The sequence below is a fragment of the Psychrobacter sp. R86515 genome, from assembly GCF_042466315.1.
In the GTDB taxonomy this organism is placed as follows: Bacteria; Pseudomonadota; Gammaproteobacteria; order Pseudomonadales; family Moraxellaceae; genus Psychrobacter.
In genome coordinates this window covers 1,518,846-1,540,084 of sequence record NZ_JAXHCC010000001.1, presented here as the reverse complement: position 1 = coordinate 1,540,084, position 21,239 = coordinate 1,518,846, and the positions used below count along the sequence as shown (strand labels likewise).

The following is a 21,239-nucleotide window of genomic DNA, read 5'->3' as shown; positions in this document are numbered from 1 at the left end:
AGTATAGTTTATACAATTGTAATAAATTTATATGAAATTTAGACATAAAAAACCCCAATAAGCTAACGCTCATTGGGGTCTCATTTCACAAAGTGCTATGGAACAAAAACTATAACACTAAGACTTATATACATGAACGACATATATTACATCATGCCGCCCATTCCACCCATACCGCCCATTCCAGCACCGCCGCCCATAGCAGCCATACCGTCATCACCTTGCGGTAAGTCAGTGATCATAACTTCAGTCGTTAGCATTAAGCCTGCAACAGATGCAGCATTTTCTAGCGCTGAACGAGCAACTTTAGCTGGATCAAGGATACCCATCTCTAGCATATCGCCATATTCGCCAGTCGCTGCGTTGTAACCGTAGTTACCACTGCCACTCTTCACTTCGTTAACCACAACTGAAGCTTCTTCGCCAGCGTTGGTTACGATTTGACGTAGTGGTGCTTCCATCGCACGACGTAGGATGTTCATACCAGCGTTCTGGTCGTCGTTATCACCGCGTAGTTCAGACAATGCATTCATCGCACGAACTAACGCAACACCGCCACCAGGTACAACGCCTTCTTCAACCGCTGCACGAGTTGCATGTAGCGCATCGTCAACACGGTCTTTCTTCTCTTTCATTTCTGTTTCGGTTGCTGCGCCGACTTTGATAACTGCTACGCCGCCTGCTAGTTTAGCAACACGCTCTTGTAGCTTTTCTTTGTCATAGTCAGAAGTAGACTCTTCGATTTGACGGTTGATAGACTCAACACGGTTTTCGATGTCAGCTTTGTTGCCAGCGCCATCAACGATAACGGTGTTTTCTTTACCGACAGTCACTTTCTTAGCAGTACCAAGTTGCTCTAGAGTAGCAGTCTCTAAGCTTAGGCCAATCTCTTCAGAGATTACAGTACCGCCAGTTAGCGTTGCGATGTCTTCTAGCATTGCTTTACGACGATCGCCGAAACCTGGTGCTTTAACGGCACAAGTTTTCAAGCCGCCACGCATGTTGTTTACAACTAGTGTTGCTAGTGCTTCGTTTTCTACATCTTCAGCAATGATTAGCAACGGCTTGCTCTGCTGCATTACTTGCTCAAGTAATGGCACGATTTCGCGAATGTTGCTGATTTTTTTGTCAACTAGCAAGATATATGGGTTTTCAAATTCAGCAGTTAAGCTGTCTTGCTTGTTAGCAAAATATGGGCTGATATAACCACGGTCAAACTGCATACCTTCTACAACTTCTAGGGTATCTTCAAAGCTTGAACCTTCTTCAACAGTGATAACGCCTTGTTTACCAACTTTTTCCATCGCTTGCGAGATCAGCTCACCGATTTTGGTGTCTGAGTTTGCAGAGATAGAACCAACTTGAGCGATTGCTTTGTGATCGTCAGCTGGCGTCGATAGTTTATGGATTTCTTTAACCGCTTCACGTACCGCTTTGTCAATACCGCGCTTAAGATCCATCGGGTTCATGCCAGCAGCAACTGACTTCATGCCTTCTTGCAAGATTGACTGAGCCAATACAGTCGCAGTGGTTGTACCATCACCAGCAACATCATTGGTACGGCTAGCAACTTCGCGTACTAGCTGTGCGCCCATGTTTTCGAATTTGTTTTCTAGTTCGATTTCTTTGGCAACGGATACACCATCTTTAGTGATGGTAGGTGCGCCAAATGATTTATCGATAACAACGTTACGACCTTTAGGGCCTAATGTTACACGTACTGCGTTTGCTAGAACGTTTACGCCGTCCATCATTTGTTTACGGGCATCAATGCCGAATTTTACGTCTTTTGCCATGTTAAATTACTCCACTATTATAAGTATGAGAATACAATTGATTTGATAGTTGCTTATCAAAAGCGATTATTAGAAACTGCTATCAAAATGTGCTGAGTATAAAATAATACTCAAAAGGACTAGCCTTCTAGCACACCCAATACATCAGACTCTTTCATAATCAATAGTTCTTCACCGTCAACCTTTACGGTTTGACCAGCATATTGACCGAACAAAACTTTGTCGCCAGCTTTTACATCTAACGCACGAGTTTCACCGTTGTCACGAACTTGACCATTACCAACTGCAAGCACTTCACCTTGTGAAGGTTTCTCTTGTGCTGAACCAGGAAGCAAGATACCACCAGCTGTCTTTGTTTCTTCTTCTATGCGGCGGACGACAATACGGTCATGTAAAGGACGAATGTTCATCGATATGACTCCAAAAGTTGGTTAATAAAATTAAGGGTTTATTTGAATTAATGGTCTCAATACCAGTATCTATAGGGAACACTGCCAAAAACAACGCTTTATAGATAAGCCTTGAGCTTGTAACAAAAAGTGGGGGCAAGGTGAGTTCGGTTCAAGTGTAAAGCCCAAAAATTTACAAGATTATTTTGCAAAAATTTATCAACCAACATCTAATATCGATGCTTTACGTTTAGTAAAACCAATATGCTAATCAAATGAAGAACAAGAAGTAAGAATATTTAAAATATTAGCGAGCTGAATTTATATTTTGACCAATGCCAAATTAGCTATAGAAACATTTGCTACAAGCTCTACACGAAGCGGTATGACACTACGCTTGAAAATGTAACAGCGTATGACCATTATAGGTCTGGTAAACATAATAAGAACGAACGAAAAATAATTGCTATATCGGCAATAAATTAATGAAGGGGTATCTATGAGTTTTTCATCAATGCACAAAAAGTCATCAAGCGACAATGTTAGTAATGCTAATAACGCAAAACGCAGTCCATCTAAATTTTTATCTGCCTTAGTGACAGGCATCAGTATCTCTACCGTTGGAGCTTTGAGTATGACCGCACCCACCCTTGCCAGCGCAAAAACCGTCCAACCATCAACTGCCGATTATAGTTTTACCGTTGAGGACAAATACAAAGGCACAGCAACTCGTACGCTAAGCAAATCTGGTAATACGTGGAAATATAACGTTAAGGCTCGTGTCGCTGGTGTGGCTAGTGCCTCGCAAAACAGCACTTTTACGCTTAATGGCAACAACGTTAGCCCCACACAGGCGAGCACTACGTACAAACTACTTGGCATGGGCCGCACGCACAAACTAGACTTTAACCCAAGCAGCAAAAAAGTCACCAGTAACTATAAGGGCAAGTCGACGACTATGAATATGTCGCAACAAGCCTTTGATGACTTGAGCCTTGAGGTACAGATTCGTCAGGATTTATTAAACGGTAAATTCTCTGGCAACTACTACATGGCGAAAAAAGACAAAATTGAGAAGACGCCATTTAAAAAGTCAGGCAGCACTAAGATTACCGTACCAGCGGGTACCTTTGATACGGTACGTGTTGACCGCGTCCACGATGACGATAGCCGCTCTACCAGTTTTTGGTTAGCCCCAAGCTTGGACTATATGCCAGTTAAAGTTAGCCAAATTAACGATGGTAAGAAAATGGATTTAGAATTGACTAAGATTAACTAATCTACTTATCTTGAAAGTTATAAACAAAAAAGCGGCGCCCCAGATGGAGTGCCGCTTTTTTATGATGTTAGATTGATAGGTATAACTTATTAGGCTTCAGATAACCTCAATTATTGACGAGGTTTCTTCACAACATTGTTCATCGAAGGCAAACGTTTGAGCAGAATAAATAGCCAAATATTGATAGCAAGCAATAGTAAAAAATCCACTAAATACACGGCGATTTCTGCCCAACTACTGCCATATATACGAGTAAACAGCACCACGCCACTCGCGCCCAAATATACTAGGGTAAACATACTACTTATCAACAACGCATAAGGTGAACGACCACGCAATATCCATGGCGTCAAAATCAATGCTGGCACTAGCCATAACGCCTGCCAAGCAATACCGCCAACGATATCAGGGCTACTAGGATTAAAGATACTAATAAAGATAGGCAATCCGAGCAGTCTATAAACGAGCCAAATTAACCACGTAACCTTTAAGCGCTGTGCAATAGGTGCGATAGCCTTAACCGTTTTAAGAGGCTTTGTATTAGAGCGGGTTGTGGCCATTAGATATTTTGATTTCCTAAATGAATAATATACTGCTGAATATGAATAGTTAGTGCTTGCTTATAACCGAGTGGTTATAAGCATTTAATCATAAACTTTGAGACTTAGACAATTCTAGACAGCAGGTTTATAAAAGTTACTTATCGGCCCCAATTAGCCTGCGCTAATGCAGCCGCAGTAATCGCTAAACGGCGACCCTGCGCAATACCCAAATCTCGCTCGTCAGCAGATATTGGCTGATCATGTGATGCTCCGCTGACATGGCTAGCACCATAAGGTGTACCGCCGCGATGCGTACGGTTCAGTGCTGGCTCTGCATAGGGCACACCTACGATGACCATACCGTGATGCATCAACGGCAACATCATCGTCAACAATGTTGTTTCTTGGCCACCATGCATAGAGCCTGTCGCCGTAAACACTGATGCAGGCTTGTTCTGTAGGTTCCCTGCCAGCCATAAGGTCACGGTATTATCCCAAAAATACTTCATGGGTGCGGCCATATTACCAAAGTGCGTCGGGCTACCAAGCGCAAGACCGCTACAGTCTTTTAGATCGTCCATCGTACAGTACAAGTCGCCTTCATCAGGTATCGCAGGCTTGCTTGACGTGGTTTCAGGTGCCACTGTCGGTACCGTACGGATACGCGCAGTCATGCCAGCATCTTCAATACCTTGAGCGATAGCATATGCTAATGTCTTAGTCGTACCGTAATTAGAATAATAAAGCACCAAAACATAAGGGTCGGTCTGACTCATTAGCAAAGCTTCCTTATAAAATCGTTAGTCGTACTAGCCACCAAAAATGCGGCGAAATATACGACTAACTGGCATTGTAGAATATGTGCACATTATGCCCGAGTCATTCACTGTCATGCAAATAACCATGATTGATAACCTGACTTATATTGTATCTGATGTGCTACGTGGTGCATTTTGACACAATTAAACCGCAGATGATAACCGTTCATCTTTGTTACACTATTGTCACTCTTACTTTTGCTTAATGGTCGACATGGAAAAATTATCTCAAAAAATCCCGTTTTTACAACAGCGCTGGTTTCAGTTCTTACGGTTTTTGACTCGGCATTTTTTTGAAGATAATTGCCAGCAAAAGGCAGCTTCGCTGACGTACACCACTATGCTGTCGATCGTACCGGTATTAACGGTATTACTAATGATTTTGTCATCCGTACCAGCACTCGCGTCGGTTAGAGCTCAGATTTATGACGTCATTTATAGCAATCTATTACCGCAGTCGAGCATGCAAGTTAGTGAGTACATTAATAGCTTCGCCGAAAAGTCATCCAACCTAACCATTATCGGTGCCATGATTTTATTTTTTACGACTATCATGACCTTGACCACTATTGAGCGCGCGTTTAACCAAATTTGGCGAGTAGAAGATCGCTCTGGTGGCATTAAAAGCATGCTGCGTTATTGGACTATCGTTACGTTGGGACCATTGGTATTGGGTACCGCTTTTATCGCTTCCAGTACCGTACAGAGTCTGAGTTTTCTTAATCGTCAAATTGCAGGCTACGGTATCGACTGGAGCTTTTGGGTACAAATGGCATCGATTGGTATTACGATGGCGGGCTTTATCGGTATGTACTGGTTTATTCCAAAGGCGCGCGTACCAGCAAAGAACGCAGCTATCGCTGGCGTGTTTGTGGCCATTGTCTTTGAATTAATGAAGCATCTGTTTGGTACAGTGATGGCTAACTTTACCAGCTACGAAGCGATTTACGGCGCTTTTGCCGCACTGCCTATCTTTCTACTATGGATTTATCTGTCGTGGAATTTGATTTTATTAGGCGTTGAGATCAGCTATACCTTGACGATTTTTGAGACAGAAGAAGTCTACCCTCGTCACCCGTTACTCAGCTTGTTAGACATGTTGAATTTGGTTTATACCCACCACTTAAAAGGTGAAGCTGTTAGCGAGCAAGCACTGCGTAATGTCTTAGGTCGCAAAGAGCTGCCAAAATGGTATACCTATATCAACTACCTACAAGACAGCAATCTGATTACCATGACAGATGATGACGACTATGTACTCAAAAGAGACCTGAGTAGGATGACGTTATGGGACTTTTATCGTACCTTGCCCTACCCACTTCCTATCAAGGACGAGTTGGATGAGATGAAATTGGAAGGTCAAAAGCCTTGGCTAAGTTTACTGGTAAAACGCTTTGAAAATACTGAGGCGTACGCCAAACAGCAACTGCATCTGCCGCTAAATGCTATCTTTGCCAATAGCGAACCGCGTAAACAATCTAACAGTAAGCATAGCGATGACCATAAATTATTTAGAAAAACCTCTGCCGCCACTGAAAATGTACAACGACATGATAATCTAGATAGACATAATGAGAATATTTATAACGGTAATGATTCAAATATTGAAGCCTCACCGCACCTAGAGCCTATGGCTTATGATAAAGACAGTGATATTGAGTATGACGATCACGACAATGAAGCCATCATACCTCTAGGGACTAGTGAGAGTCATGCTGAGACAAATATGAGCAGACGTACGCACAAAAACGCTATTATTACAGAAGCAGATAACCCTAAGGCTCATCACAGTGAATAAAAATGATGGAGACAGTGTCTGGACACGTACGATCAATGCAGGTCAAAACAGGCTTAAGCAGTTCACTAAGTTGTGGTCAATACAAACGCTGACCGACTTGCCTGATCGCTTAAATAACTTGTGGCAATGGCTGATTGGCTCTTATTGGTTTATTCCAACCGCTTGTGTCATCGTCGGTATTTTGCTTGCTCCTTTACTAGTCGCGATTGATCAGCATTTTGATCGTGAAACGGTAAAAGAGATATCCTTTGCCTTTACTGGTGATGACGAGGCGGCGCGCGCGATTATGACAGCCATCGCTGGTGCGGTATTGGGCGTGGCCGGTACGACATTTTCGATTACGATCGCCGTCCTGTCGATGGCATCCTCACAGTTTGGCCCAAGACTGCTACGTAACTTTTTGACTGATACCCCAAACCAGTTTGTCCTTGGCGCTTTTATCGGTACATTTAGCTATAGCTTACTGGTACTAAAGTCGATCCATAAGTCTGACGTAGCTTTTGGTGTACCGCAATTGGCAGTGACTTTTGCCATTATTATGGCGATTATCTGTGCGCTGCTCTTGGTTTATTTTGTACAGCATATGGTGCATGCTATTCAGGCGTCACATGTCATTCAAAATGCTAGCAACGATGCAATTGCAAACATTTACTATTGGTATAACGATCGATGTGATATTCAACATCAACGCGATGCTGAGCACCATGATATCGAGCAGTTCCAGAACTGGCCTGCTATGCCAATTTATTCACCAAATTCAGGTTATTTACAGCAGATTTATCTTGAGTCATTGATTGCGCTGTCACAGGATTATGGTGGCGTGGTACAAATGCATGTCAACCTCGGTAATTACGTCACTGACAAAAACGTCATTGGCTACTTTTATCAGCGGCCTGCATCTCATCCAAATAATCGCCAAAGGACAGCAACACCGCATCTAGCAGTAATACCTAGAGCACCTGATGGACTGTTTTGGCAACGTCTTGCAGGTTGCCTACGACTTGAGCAACGATTGGCGCACTCTAACGACATTGCCTATAGCTTAGGTCAAATGACGGAGATTGCTGTACGCGCGTTATCCCCTGGTATCAATGATCCAAAGACTGCGGTCAATTGCGTCCAGTCTTTAACCAGCTGTCTGAGTATCATGATGCGTCGTCAGCCACCGAGCCCTTATCATTTTCACATACCGCAATCAGACACTAACGATAGCTCTGAAAATACTGTCAAACAGAAGCGACTGGCCATATTGGCACTAGTCACTCATATCCCCAAAATCTCTGATTTTATCAATGTATCACTCGGTGAGATACGTCGTTATGCAGCTGCTGACCTAATGGTCTTAAAAGCATTATGTCAGGCAATGGTCAATTTGAACTATGCACGAGTAAACAGCGCACAGCAGCAAACGCTATTACATGAATTGCATCTGATTCAGCGCGCCGGAGAAGAGAATTTAAATTATCAGGAGCTGGTCGATGACTTGGTCGCTATGTGCGAACAAGCCAAGCAATTTATCCTTGATAAAGATGCGCAGCACAAGCATTTTATTTATGTTAGTGAGTTTGAAGCGGATATTCGTCAAGCGTTACAGACACAGTCTAGTTAATGACATGACCAATTAATTGTTTAAATAAACGGCCGTATCAGCCTTTATAAACACCTTACTTATAAGCACAACACCTATAGCTAACAACACTTACAACGTCCCTATAAGCCCTGCGCTTTAGATACTTTTTATATTCATATGAGACCTACTTTTTATGGCATCTGCAACCAGCCTCACCATTCTAGAAATCAGCGCCATATTTTTGTCGATTACCGCTTCATTAACTTATATTAATCACCGTTTTATTGGTTTGCCGACCACTATCGGTGTCATGGTCATCTCTATCTTACTGTCAATCGGTGCGATATTTTTAGGCTTCTTAGGGTTTGATCAGCTGATTGATTACGAGGTCAGCTTACTGGAGCAGCTTGATTTTACCGAAGTACTCTTAGACGGTATGCTATCAATGTTGCTATTCGCAGGTGCATTACACGTTAATATTGGTGATTTAAGACGTTACAAGTTACCTATCGGCATCCTTGCCGGACTTGGTACGATCATATCAGCGATGCTCATTGCGACTGCGATTTACTTTATGCTGCCATTATTCGGTTTCGGCTTACCGTTTCTCTGGTGCCTGTTATTTGGTGCGCTTATCTCCCCTACCGATCCTATTGCTGTCATGGGCATTCTCTCATCAGCAGGCGCTCCAAAGAGTATCGAGACTGTCATCGCTGGCGAGTCATTGTTCAATGATGGTATCGGCGTGGTCATCTTCGTTTTATTGCTAGGAATTTTATCTAGCGGCGATATTCCTACTGCCAACTATGTCGCACATACATTAGCGGTTGAAGCTGGTGGCGGCGTTGTATTCGGACTGGTACTTGGTGCGATTTTGTACTACTTGCTCAAGAGCATTGATAGCTATCAAGAAGAAGTACTATTAACATTAGCGGGCGTCATCGGTGGCTATGCACTGGCCAGCCATTGGCATTTATCAGGGCCACTCGCCATGGTCATGATGGGTCTGATGGTTGGTAATCGTGGTCGAGAGCTAGCCATGAGTGATAAGACACGGCACTATATTGACTTGTTCTGGGAATTGATTGACGAGATTTTAAACGCCATTCTATTTGTGCTCATCGGTCTAGAAGTTGTGATGATTGCTTATTCAGGCAATTTATTTATTGCGAGTGGTTTGACGATTTTGATTGCGCTCATTGCACGGTTTATCGTGGTAGGTATGACGACCAAGACTTTTCATCGTCAGCTTGATTTGCCTACGGGCGCATGGAAAGTCCTGACATGGGGCGGTTTACGCGGAGGTATCTCAGTCGCGCTAGTATTACAGCTACCTATCGGAGCTGAACGAGAGATTCTATTAGCACTCACTTATGCAGTGGTGATTTTCTCTATCTTGGTACAAGGTCTGAGCGTTGGAAAAGTCGCTAAAAGCATTCGTACAGATGAAAAAACAGTAGAAGTATAAGCCAAAAATATAGCAGGCACAAAAAATCCAGCATGAGATACTTGTCTTATGCTGGATTTTTTGACTTAAATTTAAACGTTATATCAAGCCCTTTCGTTTCATATTACGATAAACCACAATAATAATGAGCAGATTAGAAACCAATATCCCAAGCTTAAACCAGTCAAACGGGCTAACGATCAGATAGTAGATTTCTATAGGAATAAATACTCCGTAGCCTAGTACCCCAAACCAATACGCCCATGTTTTGTCATGCCATAAGCCATATGCTTCTAGGAAGCGCAAACTGGCATAAGCGAATATCAATAATAAAAACATCGGCCAGTTTTTACTTGCTTGCTGAGCAATACGTACGGCACTATCGATTTGCGGGGCAAGCATATGGCCGAAGCTGCGCTGCCAAGTAACCGTTGCGGTCGTCAGCCAATGCTCAAGATTGGTATGCCACCACCATAATGCCCCTGCTCCTAGTAACGCACCAACACCTTTTACTACCTCATAAATGGCCACTGCTTTGATAGACTCACTCGCCGTACTGCGCGATTTTTCTTGCTGACCATTCATAGTAACCCCTTTATCCTTCGAGGATGGCGGCAGACGGTCATCCTGTCGGGGCAAATTAGCCAAAGAATGTCTCCACAACACGTCCTTGCAACTGCTGATTGAAAAACGGCGTGTTCTTACCACTCGATAGCATAGATTGCGCGGTTACTTGCCACTCAAGGTTAGGATCGACTAATACTGCACCGCCGATAGCTTCATACTGCTCACTGATACCAGCGATTTTTGCAGGATTCAGGCAGATTTTGTCTACTAATTGCGAGAGTGTTAATACCTCATCATTGACCAGCTGACAAGCCAACGCCATAAACGTATCGAAGTTTGAAATACCTGGCGTACTTTCAGCAAATGGTGCTTTTTTGGCGGTGCTATTTAGTGGCTCGTGATGACTACAAATAGCATCGATAGTGCCATCTTTTAATCCACGGCGAATTGCCTGCTGATCCGTATTACTACGCAGTGGTGGCAACACATATGCCTGAGCATTAAAGCCTTCAAGGTTATCATCAGTTAAATACAGCTGATGCATCGCAACATCACACGTAACAGGCAAGCCTTTATCTTTTGCCCAGCGCATAAGCTCAATCGAAGACTTACATGATAACTGGCTAAAATGGGCAGCGATTCCAGTCTCTTCAACCATCAGCAGCTGCGTAGACAATGCAACAGTTTCCGCAATCCAAGGAATCCCTTGCAGACCATGATAAGAAGCAATATAGCCCTCATGTGCCACGCCATCTCCAGACAGACTTGGCTCATCAGGATAAAAGAATACTTTCATACCAAAAGTCGCCGCGTATTCTAGTGTACGTAGCAATACTAAGTCATTACGAAAAGGTCTACGCGCATTAGATACCGCAATACAGCCGCCCTTCTTAAGCCCTGCGATATTAGACGGTCGTTCGCCCTCTAACCCTGTGGTCAATGCACCCAAAATATGCAAGTAAATCCCGCCATCACTCAAGGCGCGCTCACGTAAACCTTTCAAGAGTGAGCCGTTTTCTAAAATAGGATTGGTGTCAGGCGGTGTGACTACATGCAAGAACCCATTACCACGTGCAGCACTGCCTTCTGATTTTAGCGTACCGTGTTGCTGTTGGCCTGGCTCACGCAAGCGCGCGCATAGATCTACTAGTGGTGGTAATAACCACATTTCACGGCCAGAATCGAGTGTAGACAGTTTTTCTGTTGCAGTTTGCGGCAATGCATCTTTAAATGCTTTTGGTAAATGGTCAAGAATGGGTGCATCCGTATTAAGCATGGTAGACATAACGTTATTACCGTATCAATAAAATGAAATAAATGAGAATAAGTCGCGCGGCAGCCTGTTACTTACCAGCCGCTTGATGAGCACGTTGACCTTCCATCGCAAGTGATAAGACTGCCATTCTAATAGCAATACCGTTATTTACCTGCTTTAAGATAACGGATTGTGCGCCATCAGCCACACTAGAGGCAATCTCAACACCGCGGTTCATCGGCCCTGGATGCATCACCAATGCATCTGGCTTGGCAAGAGCTATGCGCTCTGGCGTGATCCCATAATGCTTATAGTATTCACTTGATGATGCCAATAGCGGCGAACCAATACGCTCATTTTGTATTCTTAAGCCCATGATCACATCACAATCGGTGACACACTCGTCCATGTTTTCGTATACCTGCACACCGAAACGTTCGATACCTTTGGGCAGTAGAGTACGCGGCGCACAAACACGGATGTCTGTCACACCTAGCGTTTGCAGTGCACTGATATCGGAGCGTGCCACGCGTGAATGCTTAATATCACCAACGATTGCGATAGACAGCTCTTCAAATGGGCGCGGCGCTTCACGGTGAATAGTCAACATGTCGAGCATTCCCTGAGTAGGATGCGCATGCCAGCCATCACCACCATTAATGATAGCGATATCAGGCGTCACTTCTGTCGCCATAAAATGCGCGGCACCTGATGCTGAATGGCGTACTACAAAGATATCCGCGGTCATTGCCTGTAGATTCCACAGCGTATCACGCAGACTCTCGCCTTTTTTGGTACTAGAACGTTCGATATCGATATTGAGTACATTGGCACCCAAGCGTTTTTCTGCCACCTCGAATGTCGTCCGGGTACGAGTCGATGGTTCGAAAAACAAATTCATGACCGTATAGCCGTCTAACTCAGGACGATTGATTAGCTGTCCATTTTCATCAAAGAAAGTCTCTGCTTTTGCGATAATAGCTTTGAGCTGTGCTTTATTAAGACCTTCAACACCTAAAAAATGCCTAATACTGCCATCAGTGTTGAGCTGCGGACGACTCAATGAGGTATTGAGTCTTTGATGAATCGTACTGGGATCAAATTTTGCATAATCAGTCGGTGAGACTGGTTGTGTAGCGCTACTATCGATAGAATTTGACATAATGGCGAGTCTTTATTGTGGGTTTATATGAGTCTATAGTAATCACTTATTCATCTTTGTTCGATCATTTATCACTGATAGGCATAGATACAAAGGACTTTTTGACGCTTATTTGCTACAATTTACCGTAATCAAACTCGACCAAAAAATAGCCTCAGCAGACAATCAGAAAGCGTGAGTAGACATGCTGTATTCTCATAGAGAATAATTCTGACAAAACTATAAATGAATAACAATAGATATAGTGTAGCCGATTTTGTGGTCGGGACAAAGATGCCGTATTAGCTATTTAAGAATTTACCTATTTCAGGTGTGCGAAACGCCACCTACTTCTTTACTTTGACACCTATCCGTTCTTTTACTTTCCATATCATTTATTAGGAAGCCTTATGACGACCTTAGCAGACTATCTAAACCAACATGCCACTAGCCCTGCACTTAACGATGTGATTACCACTGTCACTGATGTCGGTAAGACGATTTCACAACTGCTCAGAAAAGGCGCTTTAGCAGACATTTTGGGCGAAGCTGGTAATCAAAACGTCCAAGGCGAAGAGCAGAAAAAATTAGATGTACTGGCCAATGACTTATTGCTAGATGCATTGGCAAAAAATACCCATTGTGCTGGTGTCGCGTCAGAAGAGCTCGATGACGCGACACCTGCTAATGACGATGGTAGTTTATTGGTTTTATTTGACCCACTAGATGGCTCATCAAATATCGATATCAATATGGCTGTAGGTACGATTTTTTCTGTTTTACCGTATGAGCGTCAAGGTCAAACCAGTGAAAACAGCGACTATTTGCAAGCCGGCAATAAACAGCTAGCAGCCGGTTATCTGCTATATGGTACGTCTACCGTACTGGCGCTGACTATCGCAGACAAGGTCGTGATGTTTAGCCTAGATCCAGAAACTTCTGACTATGTGCTGATAGAAGACAACGTCCAAATCGATACCGATACGAGCGAGTATGCTATCAATAGCTCAAACTATCGCTACTGGCGCGCCCCGATGCAACAGTACATCGACGAGCTCATCGCTGGTGAAGCAGGCGTACGTGGACGCGATTTTAACACGCGTTGGGTAGCCGCCATGGTTGGTGACGTCCATCGTATCTTATGTCGCGGCGGTCTATTTACTTATCCGTTTGATACCAAATACGCTCACAAAGCGGGTAAACTACGCTTGATGTATGAAGCCAACCCAATGAGCTTATTGATTGAGCGCGCAGGTGGCGGTGCGACAGACGCCGTCAATCGCATCCTAGATATCGAACCGACTGATATTCATCAGCGTGTTCCTGTGGTACTCGGTAGCAAAAATGAAGTCAATTACGTGAAAGACTTACACGTCAATTATTCTGAAAAATAATTGATTGACGCACCTGTTAAGAACAGCCAGCAGAATGCTAAATTAATAATAGGTATTCTGCTGGTTATTTAAACGACTCCTTTACCCTTCTCTAAGCGATCCACTATGGTATTAAATCCCACCGAGCTGATTACCTCAGATAAGAACACAACAGTGAAGCTTGTAAAAGCACTGTTGTCCCAAGCACGCCAGCGTAAAAAGAACGGTCAGACAGTTATAGAAGGTGTCCATTTGATAGATGCCGCCCTGCGTAGTGACTATCCTTTCGCTCAGATACTACTGTCTGAGTCAGCGCGTAGCCACCCTGAAGTTCAGCAGATATTGACTCGCCTGCCCACTTATACACCTATCCTCACTTTATCAGATGCGCTCTATGAGAGTATTCGTAGCTTGGGTGCTGGCATCGATATCATGGCGATAATCAAAGTACCAACGCCTAGTCTATCGATGATCGATGAAGACTGCTTAATCTTGAACGATGTGCAGGATAGCGGGAATGTCGGTACGCTGCTACGCACAGCTGCAGCCGTTGGTATCCGCAATATTCTATGTACCAGTGCGACCGCTCAAGCTTGGTCTCCCAAGACGCTACGAGCAGGTATGGGTGCACAGTTTGCCCTGACTATCTATGAAGGCTTGAGTACGCAAGATATTTTAGATCATGTACAAGTGCCGCTTTTGGCGACTAGCTCACATACAGATACTATCATTTACGAGCACGATTTATCTGCGCCTGTGGCTTGGATTATGGGTCATGAAGGTCAAGGCGTTAGCGACGATTTAATGCAATGTGCCACGCCGATAGCCTTACCGCAGCCAAATGGTCAGGAGAGCTTAAATGTAGCGATTGCAGGCTCTTTATGTCTGTATGAAACCTTACGACAAAGACAATACTCTTAGCGTCCGTTTATGATTGCTATTAAAACCCTATCTATCAAGCATAAAAAAACCCACTATCATTTAATAGTGGGTTTTTTATTATCTGTCTACTACTGATGTAGTCAAAGAAGTCTAAAACGGATAAAAGGCAGCCGACTGTAGATTGTACAAGTAGTACATCTCAGAAGGGTAACGCCGTAGCTGTTTAGTAGTTCTGTGACTATATATTAAACCTTGCTAGTTAGCTCAGGCAATGCTTCGAACAAATCAGCTTCTAAGAAGTAGTCAGCAACGCTAGCGATAGGTGCTTCTGGGTCATTGTTGATAGCAACGATGACTTTAGAATCTTTCATACCAGCCAAATGCTGAATCGCGCCTGAGATACCAGCTGCGATATATAGCTGCGGTGCAACGATTTTACCCGTTTGACCGACCTGCATATCATTTGGTACATATCCTGCGTCAACAGCGGCACGTGATGCACCAACAGCAGCGCCTAGCTTGTCAGCCAATGGCTCAATGTACTTGGTGAAGTTTTCACCGTTTGCCAAGGCACGACCACCAGAAACAACGATACCAGCTGAGGTCAATTCTGGACGATCAGACTTAGCCATTTCTTCGTTAACGAAGCTAGCTTTACCAGTTTCTTGTACGTTGTCGATAGTTTCAACAGTCGCTGAACCACCTTCGCTTGCCACTGGGTCAAACGCAGTAGTACGTACTGTTAGTACCACTTTGTCTTCTGTTGTTTTTACTGTCGCCGTTGCATTACCTGCATAGATAGGACGCTCAAACGTTTGCGCATCTACTACACCTGAGATTTCAGACAGCATGCTTACGTCAAGTAACGCAGCAACGCGTGGCATAAAGTTTTTACCAGTCGTGGTCGCAGCCGCTAGGATATGGCTGTAATCACTAGCGATATCAGCAACCAATAGTGCCACGTTACCTGCCAATTGATGCTCATAAGCAGCATTGTCAGCCAATAGTACTTTAGTCACGCCTTCTGCTTTTGCCGCTTCATCAGCAACAGCCTGGCTACCACTACCAGCAACCAATACATGGATATCATCACCCATTTGTTTAGCAGCAGCGATCGTGTTTAAAGTTGCCTTTTTTAGACTGGCATTGTCATGTTCTGCATATACCAAAATTGCCATGGTTTTAGTCCTTTATATATTCGTATTATCTATTCATGCGGTTGTTTGTGCACAAAGCTATTTGAGCAACTATCATTTAGTATGAAATAAAGCAGTCAAATTCATAGCCTTGCACAAGATATGCCGTAGCGAAGTATCCAATCATTAAAACATTAAATGACTTTTGCTTCGTTTCTTAGCTTATCGACCAACTCATCAACTGACCCTACTGTAATACCAGCTTTACGGTCAGCAGGTGGCACGACTTTAATAATCTCTTGCTTAGATGTCATATCAACACCGAAATCCGCTGGTGTTTTCTCATCAAGTGGCTTTTTCTTCGCTTTCATGATGTTAGGCAATTTAGCATAACGTGGCTCATTCAAACGTAGGTCAGTCGTGATAACTGCTGGCAAATCAAGTGCAACAGTTTGTAGGCCGCCATCGATTTCACGTGTTACGTTTACTTTGTCGCCTTCAACTTTCACTTCTGATGCAAACGTACCCTGACCGATACCCATCAATGCCGCTAGCATCTGACCAGTTTGGTTGTTGTCATCATCAATCGCTTGCTTACCTAATAATATGATATCAGTGCTTTCAGCTTCGGCGATACTTTTTAGAATCTTAGCAACTTGTAGTGGATATGGTTTTTCGTCACTTACGACCAACACACCACGGTCAGCACCTAGTGCTAGGGCTGCACGAATCTGCTCTTGTGACTCTTTCGGACCGATTGAAGCAACAATGATCTCATCAATGACGCCAGCTTCTTTTAGACGAACCGCTTCTTCTACTGCGATTTCATCGAAAGGGTTGATTGACATTTTAGTGTTTGATAAGTCAACGCCAGAGTTGTCGGCTTTTACACGAACTTTTACGTTATAATCAATGACACGCTTGACCGCTACTAATGCTTTCATACGTTCCTCGTTTATTAATGTTATGAGTTAAAAATTGTCAGTTAAGAACCAAAGGTTCGTTGTGGTTCAAATTGTCGTTCAAAATACTGCTCAAGGTTATTACTACATCAACAGAATATAGTTAACTAAGAAAGATGAGCCAATATCTAAGAGCATATTAGCATTGTATCTCTTACTAATGAAATCTGCTAAAGCTAAGCCAACCGTTATTATCAGACCTATGTATCTTGCGTCAGCAGGCAGATAAGGTCAAGACAACGCCGTGAATAATGCGTCATAAATTTGTCAACACTCTATAATAAATACTCTATAAGCGCATCGTTTCACGATTTTCATGGTTCAACAGCTCAAAATTCTTATACCCTTTATAGCACTCTAAGCCTTAGCTTTACTTAATATTTTGTTATTATTTATCTCTTCAAAGTTAACGGATGAGAATAGTTAGGCAATCTAGACCTGCGAATTAACATTCTTACTAGCATCAAGCAATAATTCGCTATCACGTATATCATCAAATAAAGACCAATCAGGTTCAATCTCATTATTCTTGATAACACTCATATCACCTGTCGTCTCCATAATCACTGCAAACACTTCTGTTTTCGCTTTGATACCATTTTTACGTAGCACTTCCTGAACATCACTAGTACTAAGATTGGCTTCTCTTAAGTTGTCTTCTAAATACTCACCATGAGCCATTAGGATAATAGCTTGATTATCTATCAAAGCTTTTAGCGGTTTTATTTTGCGCCTGATAATTGAGATAACGCCCTGAATTAAGAATAATACTGCAACAGCAAATAACCCTTGAAGTAGAGAAGGCTCATCTGACAATACCGTCGACGCCAATATACTACCAATACCAACCGTCATCGCAAAATCATGGCTTGATAGCTTGGAAAAACTGCGTAAACCCATCAATCGAGTAAACAACATCAGTCCTACATAAAAGCCTATAGCAGATAAAGAAATCCCGAGCACCTGTTGCCAGTCAATTGAAAGCCAGTTTTCCCACTTCATAATACAACCTTGTCTATTACATCTTTATTAAATCGTTATTTGTTATTACCTGATGATGTTGACCGTCAAAATCAATAGCACCTTATGTAAAGAACACTTTGGCCTATCAAAAAAGTCCCATAAAAAAAGCAACCTGATAAGAGGTCATCTTTTGATAAAGCCTGATAAAACCTGATAATCTCAAAGCCTTTATTTCACATGCCTTTAGTGCTAATATGTCACTTGTGATAACGTTTGTACAAGTGTGAAAAAGCCAATTAAATGGCTACCAAAATGGCTACCAGTTTGCAGGTGATATGATGACGATCAAAACAGACTTAACAACCGATACCCAAATTAAGCGAGCAATTAAAGACACTATCAAAGCTGGCAAGATGACCAGTTACCCCATTGCAGGCTATAAGGGCCTAGAGCTAAGAGTTAGGCCACAGAAAGACAGCCAAGACGCTACAGCCGACTTTAGACACCGTTACACCCACCCTATCACTGCCAAACGGCCTTACATGACGCTAGGACAATACCCAGCGTTAAGCCTTGCCGATGCCCGTCAATATCACAACGACAACATGCAGCTATTAGCTAAAGACATAGACCCAATAGAGCATAGAACCGATACCAAGCAAAAAGACATAACAGACCGCCAAAACACCTTACAGCACTTCATTAATGAATGGCGTGATATTCAAGCCAGCAAAAATCTATCTGCAGGTACTATTAGCAAAAATAAAGAGCTACTAAAACCGATTGAAACCCAGCTAGGGCATATGAGAGTTACAGATATAACCCCTAGTACCGTTATTAAGTTTGTTAATGGTATTCAAAAAAAGCACACTTACAAAGGGTTAAGAGTAAGAACACTACTAAAAAGCATCTTACAGATTGCAAAGGCTCATATGATTATTGAGTACAACCCAGCAAGTGACCTACAAGGAACGCTTAAAAACCATAAGGTCAAACACCGCCCAGCGTTAAGTAATGACGTTACCGCATTTGCTAAACTGCTAAGAGATATTGACCAGCTAGACAATACAAGCCAGCTTTATAACAAAAGCATCTTACAGCTATTAGCCCTTACGTTTGTTCGCATTGGTGATGCTTGTTCTATGCAATGGGCAGATATTGACCTGAACGCCAAGCAATGGCATTTAGAGCCGCAAAAAGGCAAAGGACGGGGCGATATGGTGAACAGTATAATCATACCCCTAGCACCGCAAGCTATTGCCATATTAGAGCGTATGCAGCCACTGACAAGCGATCAAAAATATGTATTCCATAATAGCAGACGCAAAAAAGCACCCTATCACCACATGCAAGAAGTTAATAAAGTGCTAAACAGTGAGTTAATGAATGACGGTAAAGGCTACAAACATATTCACAGCCCCCACGGGTTTAGAGCCAGCGCAAAAACCATGCTAATGGAACGACTAGGCTATGATGAATTGATAACCGAACTAGCACTAGGCCACGCAATGCTGAATAAGTACGGCAAAGCATATAACCGCATGACGGCAATAGATGATAGAACGCGTATGATGACCAGATGGGCGAACCACCTAGACGATATAAAGGCTGGCAAGTTTGATAATGTCATTCATGCCGATTTTAAGAAAGCAGCCAAGCAAAAACACGGCTAAAACCTAACCAACAAAACCCACCAATGGAGAAGCAACAATGATGACACTAGACACCAAACCAACACGCCAGCAATTAGATGACCGCGCATTTTGGGATAACCTACCGCCAGATGGTGCAGAATATGACGGCTTTGAATACTCACCTTGTTATTCTATTTTACAAGATGGTGAGCCTATCGACTTTAAAACAGATGACGGCAAAACATTAATGAACTCATTCCCTTATGAGTTGGCAGTTACAGAGATGCAACGCCTATCTAAAAAGCATGACAATATCACTTTAAAGATCACTGGCTATTATGAAAGCCTAGTAAGACGCGATAGACGATTAACAGCATAACCCTATCTAGCGGATAACACCCCTACAATGACCATGCAAGGCTAGGACTAATTACCCGAACGCCAGCCATTTCATGCCTTAGGCTGGCATGCCTTGCACCTATTTTTGTTAAGGTATGAATGACAAGTAAGGCATGACTGATGGAAATAGATGTTAATAATGAGTTGATTGAACTAGAGGGCAACCCCTCAAAGCTTATAAGTAACTTATTGAAAAACTGTAATGAAGTAGAAAACCTGACATTATTAATAAATCATATAGCCCCAAAATTAGATGAAAATACTACAATACTTTTTTTGCATAAAATACAGCTTGATATATTTAAGCTGCTAAAAGATGAGTATTTTGCTATAGCCACAAGGCCATACTCTATAGCTAAAAACGCTTGCGCTGATGCCTTAGACAATATTTATAAAGAGCTGCAAACCCGAACTTTTTTTAGAACGTACATAGACAATCCTGAAATACGTAGAGCATTAATAGACTGCCTAACACTGGCAGCACTGGCCGATATTTGCCAAGAACATGAGAAGTACGCCTTAGGATTAGAGATTTATAAAACACTTACTAAGATAAGCACCTTTATTTTTACTCACAGACCGCTACCCATAGAAAAATCGTCTTACTTTCAAAAGAATACAGCTACCCTTATGGCTGATTATATATGGGACAAAGATGTATCTAATGTATTAATGCCTATACACGTAGCAAAGCTTGTTAAGAGATTTACAGGCCTAACCCAGACACCTGAAACTATCGTTAAATGGCTTAAAGAAACAGGCGTTATACCCAAAGAGATTACGCAAAAGATAGAAAATGGGAAAATGCCTAAGAAGAAAGCCGATGTTAAGCAGCAAAAGCTTTTATATGACAGCCTATACAATGAAGAATATGCTGCATTTCTCAATAGCTTAAAAAATAAATGTATTGATAGGTAACTATTAAGCCTATTTTCTAGTTTGACCCCCTCAAGCTAGAATGCCCATCTACCGCCTTATCTATCATAATCCTAATATGACACCTGTTACTAATCATTAACTAACAGGTGATCTTATGACCCATACTAATCCAACCATCAATAACAGCCAACCTACCACTACTGAACAGCCTACCCCATTAAACCCTCAAGGCTATTCACGCATTCAGCCTACAGCCGACCTAATCGGACTACACCACCAAACACTAAGACGCTGGTGGAAAGCTGATAAATTCCCAAAACCTATCAATGTAAACGGTATTCCAATGTTTAGGAATGCCGACCTATTGCTATGGCTCGAAAATCACACTTCAACCGCTAGTGAGGTGTAA

At 42.7% G+C, this 21,239-nt stretch carries 20 protein-coding genes; 10 read left to right on the top strand and 10 right to left on the bottom strand.

Annotation, left to right across the window (positions count from 1 at the left end):
• Positions 1-146 precede the first annotated feature (146 nt).
• Positions 147-1,796 carry a chaperonin GroEL gene (gene groL / locus SJY28_RS06590; RefSeq protein WP_101204842.1) on the bottom strand — a complete coding sequence of 550 codons (1,650 nt, stop codon included), beginning with the start codon at positions 1,794-1,796 and terminating at the stop codon, positions 147-149.
• A gap of 119 nt (positions 1,797-1,915) precedes the next feature.
• On the bottom strand, positions 1,916-2,206 hold the full coding sequence (gene groES, locus SJY28_RS06585) for a co-chaperone GroES (RefSeq protein WP_057758860.1): 291 nt from the start codon (positions 2,204-2,206) through the stop codon (positions 1,916-1,918).
• Between the two features lie 478 nt (positions 2,207-2,684).
• Here groES and SJY28_RS06580 point away from each other — a divergent pair, with 478 nt between their 5' ends.
• A complete protein-coding gene (locus SJY28_RS06580) occupies positions 2,685-3,464 on the top strand; it encodes a DUF3108 domain-containing protein (RefSeq protein ID WP_379543866.1) in 780 nt (259 codons plus the stop codon).
• Between the two features lie 110 nt (positions 3,465-3,574).
• Here SJY28_RS06580 and SJY28_RS06575 read toward each other — a convergent pair whose 3' ends face one another.
• Both SJY28_RS06575 and wrbA read right to left on the bottom strand, forming a co-directional pair.
• Positions 3,575-4,024 carry a hypothetical protein gene (locus SJY28_RS06575; RefSeq protein WP_379543865.1) on the bottom strand — a complete coding sequence of 150 codons (450 nt, stop codon included), beginning with the start codon at positions 4,022-4,024 and terminating at the stop codon, positions 3,575-3,577.
• Positions 4,025-4,164: 140 nt separating this feature from the next.
• A complete protein-coding gene (gene wrbA / locus SJY28_RS06570; RefSeq protein WP_057758854.1) occupies positions 4,165-4,782 on the bottom strand; it encodes an NAD(P)H:quinone oxidoreductase in 618 nt (205 codons plus the stop codon).
• Between the two features lie 256 nt (positions 4,783-5,038).
• Between wrbA and SJY28_RS06565 the strand changes: the two genes are divergently transcribed.
• The 3 genes from SJY28_RS06565 (at position 5,039) to SJY28_RS06555 (ending at position 9,660) form a co-directional block, all read left to right on the top strand.
• The gene (locus SJY28_RS06565) at positions 5,039-6,622 is read left to right on the top strand and encodes a YihY/virulence factor BrkB family protein (protein ID WP_379543864.1); all 1,584 of its coding nucleotides are present in this window, start codon (positions 5,039-5,041) and stop codon (positions 6,620-6,622) included.
• The gene (locus tag SJY28_RS06560; protein WP_298810404.1) at positions 6,615-8,231 is read left to right on the top strand and encodes a DUF2254 domain-containing protein; all 1,617 of its coding nucleotides are present in this window, start codon (positions 6,615-6,617) and stop codon (positions 8,229-8,231) included. Before SJY28_RS06565 ends, SJY28_RS06560 begins: the two co-directional genes overlap by 8 nt.
• Before the next feature lie 154 nt (positions 8,232-8,385).
• Positions 8,386-9,660, top strand: coding sequence for a sodium:proton antiporter (locus SJY28_RS06555; protein WP_298810407.1), 1,275 nt, complete (start codon positions 8,386-8,388; stop codon positions 9,658-9,660).
• A gap of 78 nt (positions 9,661-9,738) precedes the next feature.
• Here SJY28_RS06555 and SJY28_RS06550 read toward each other — a convergent pair whose 3' ends face one another.
• The 3 genes from SJY28_RS06550 to SJY28_RS06540 are packed head-to-tail and all read right to left on the bottom strand — an operon-like array spanning position 9,739 to position 12,623.
• Complete coding sequence (locus tag SJY28_RS06550; protein WP_379544943.1) at positions 9,739-10,224, bottom strand: DUF2127 domain-containing protein; 486 nt, start codon at positions 10,222-10,224, stop codon at positions 9,739-9,741.
• 55 nt (positions 10,225-10,279) lie between these two features.
• The gene (locus SJY28_RS06545; protein WP_191114803.1) at positions 10,280-11,491 is read right to left on the bottom strand and encodes a dihydroorotase; all 1,212 of its coding nucleotides are present in this window, start codon (positions 11,489-11,491) and stop codon (positions 10,280-10,282) included.
• Between the two features lie 58 nt (positions 11,492-11,549).
• Positions 11,550-12,623: an aspartate carbamoyltransferase catalytic subunit gene (locus SJY28_RS06540; RefSeq protein ID WP_379543863.1), complete on the bottom strand. Its 1,074-nt coding sequence runs from the start codon at positions 12,621-12,623 to the stop codon at positions 11,550-11,552.
• Between the two features lie 389 nt (positions 12,624-13,012).
• Here SJY28_RS06540 and SJY28_RS06535 point away from each other — a divergent pair, with 389 nt between their 5' ends.
• Together SJY28_RS06535 and SJY28_RS06530 are read left to right on the top strand one after the other, a co-directional pair.
• Positions 13,013-13,996 (top strand): class 1 fructose-bisphosphatase, encoded by a 984-nt coding sequence (locus SJY28_RS06535; RefSeq protein ID WP_379543862.1) that lies wholly within the window; start codon positions 13,013-13,015, stop codon positions 13,994-13,996.
• Positions 13,997-14,101: 105 nt separating this feature from the next.
• A complete protein-coding gene (locus tag SJY28_RS06530) occupies positions 14,102-14,896 on the top strand; it encodes a TrmH family RNA methyltransferase (RefSeq protein ID WP_379543861.1) in 795 nt (264 codons plus the stop codon).
• 206 nt (positions 14,897-15,102) lie between these two features.
• Here the strand turns inward: SJY28_RS06530 and SJY28_RS06525 are convergent, their stop codons facing one another.
• From SJY28_RS06525 to SJY28_RS06515, 3 genes are all read right to left on the bottom strand, one after another.
• Positions 15,103-16,035, bottom strand: coding sequence for an electron transfer flavoprotein subunit alpha/FixB family protein (locus SJY28_RS06525; RefSeq protein ID WP_379543860.1), 933 nt, complete (start codon positions 16,033-16,035; stop codon positions 15,103-15,105).
• Positions 16,036-16,187: 152 nt separating this feature from the next.
• Positions 16,188-16,937, bottom strand: coding sequence for an electron transfer flavoprotein subunit beta/FixA family protein (locus tag SJY28_RS06520; RefSeq protein ID WP_057758837.1), 750 nt, complete (start codon positions 16,935-16,937; stop codon positions 16,188-16,190).
• Between the two features lie 450 nt (positions 16,938-17,387).
• Positions 17,388-17,957 (bottom strand): DUF421 domain-containing protein, encoded by a 570-nt coding sequence (locus SJY28_RS06515; protein WP_379543859.1) that lies wholly within the window; start codon positions 17,955-17,957, stop codon positions 17,388-17,390.
• A 296-nt stretch (positions 17,958-18,253) separates the two neighbouring features.
• Here SJY28_RS06515 and SJY28_RS06510 point away from each other — a divergent pair, with 296 nt between their 5' ends.
• The 4 genes from SJY28_RS06510 (at position 18,254) to SJY28_RS06495 (ending at position 21,239) form a co-directional block, all read left to right on the top strand.
• Positions 18,254-19,591 carry a tyrosine-type recombinase/integrase gene (locus tag SJY28_RS06510; RefSeq protein ID WP_379543858.1) on the top strand — a complete coding sequence of 446 codons (1,338 nt, stop codon included), beginning with the start codon at positions 18,254-18,256 and terminating at the stop codon, positions 19,589-19,591.
• Between the two features lie 37 nt (positions 19,592-19,628).
• The gene (locus SJY28_RS06505; RefSeq protein WP_334222064.1) at positions 19,629-19,931 is read left to right on the top strand and encodes a hypothetical protein; all 303 of its coding nucleotides are present in this window, start codon (positions 19,629-19,631) and stop codon (positions 19,929-19,931) included.
• Positions 19,932-20,071: 140 nt separating this feature from the next.
• Positions 20,072-20,869, top strand: a complete 798-nt coding sequence (locus SJY28_RS06500) for a hypothetical protein (RefSeq protein ID WP_379543857.1) — start codon at positions 20,072-20,074, stop codon at positions 20,867-20,869.
• 115 nt (positions 20,870-20,984) lie between these two features.
• Positions 20,985-21,239, top strand: a complete 255-nt coding sequence (locus tag SJY28_RS06495; RefSeq protein ID WP_379543856.1) for a helix-turn-helix transcriptional regulator — start codon at positions 20,985-20,987, stop codon at positions 21,237-21,239.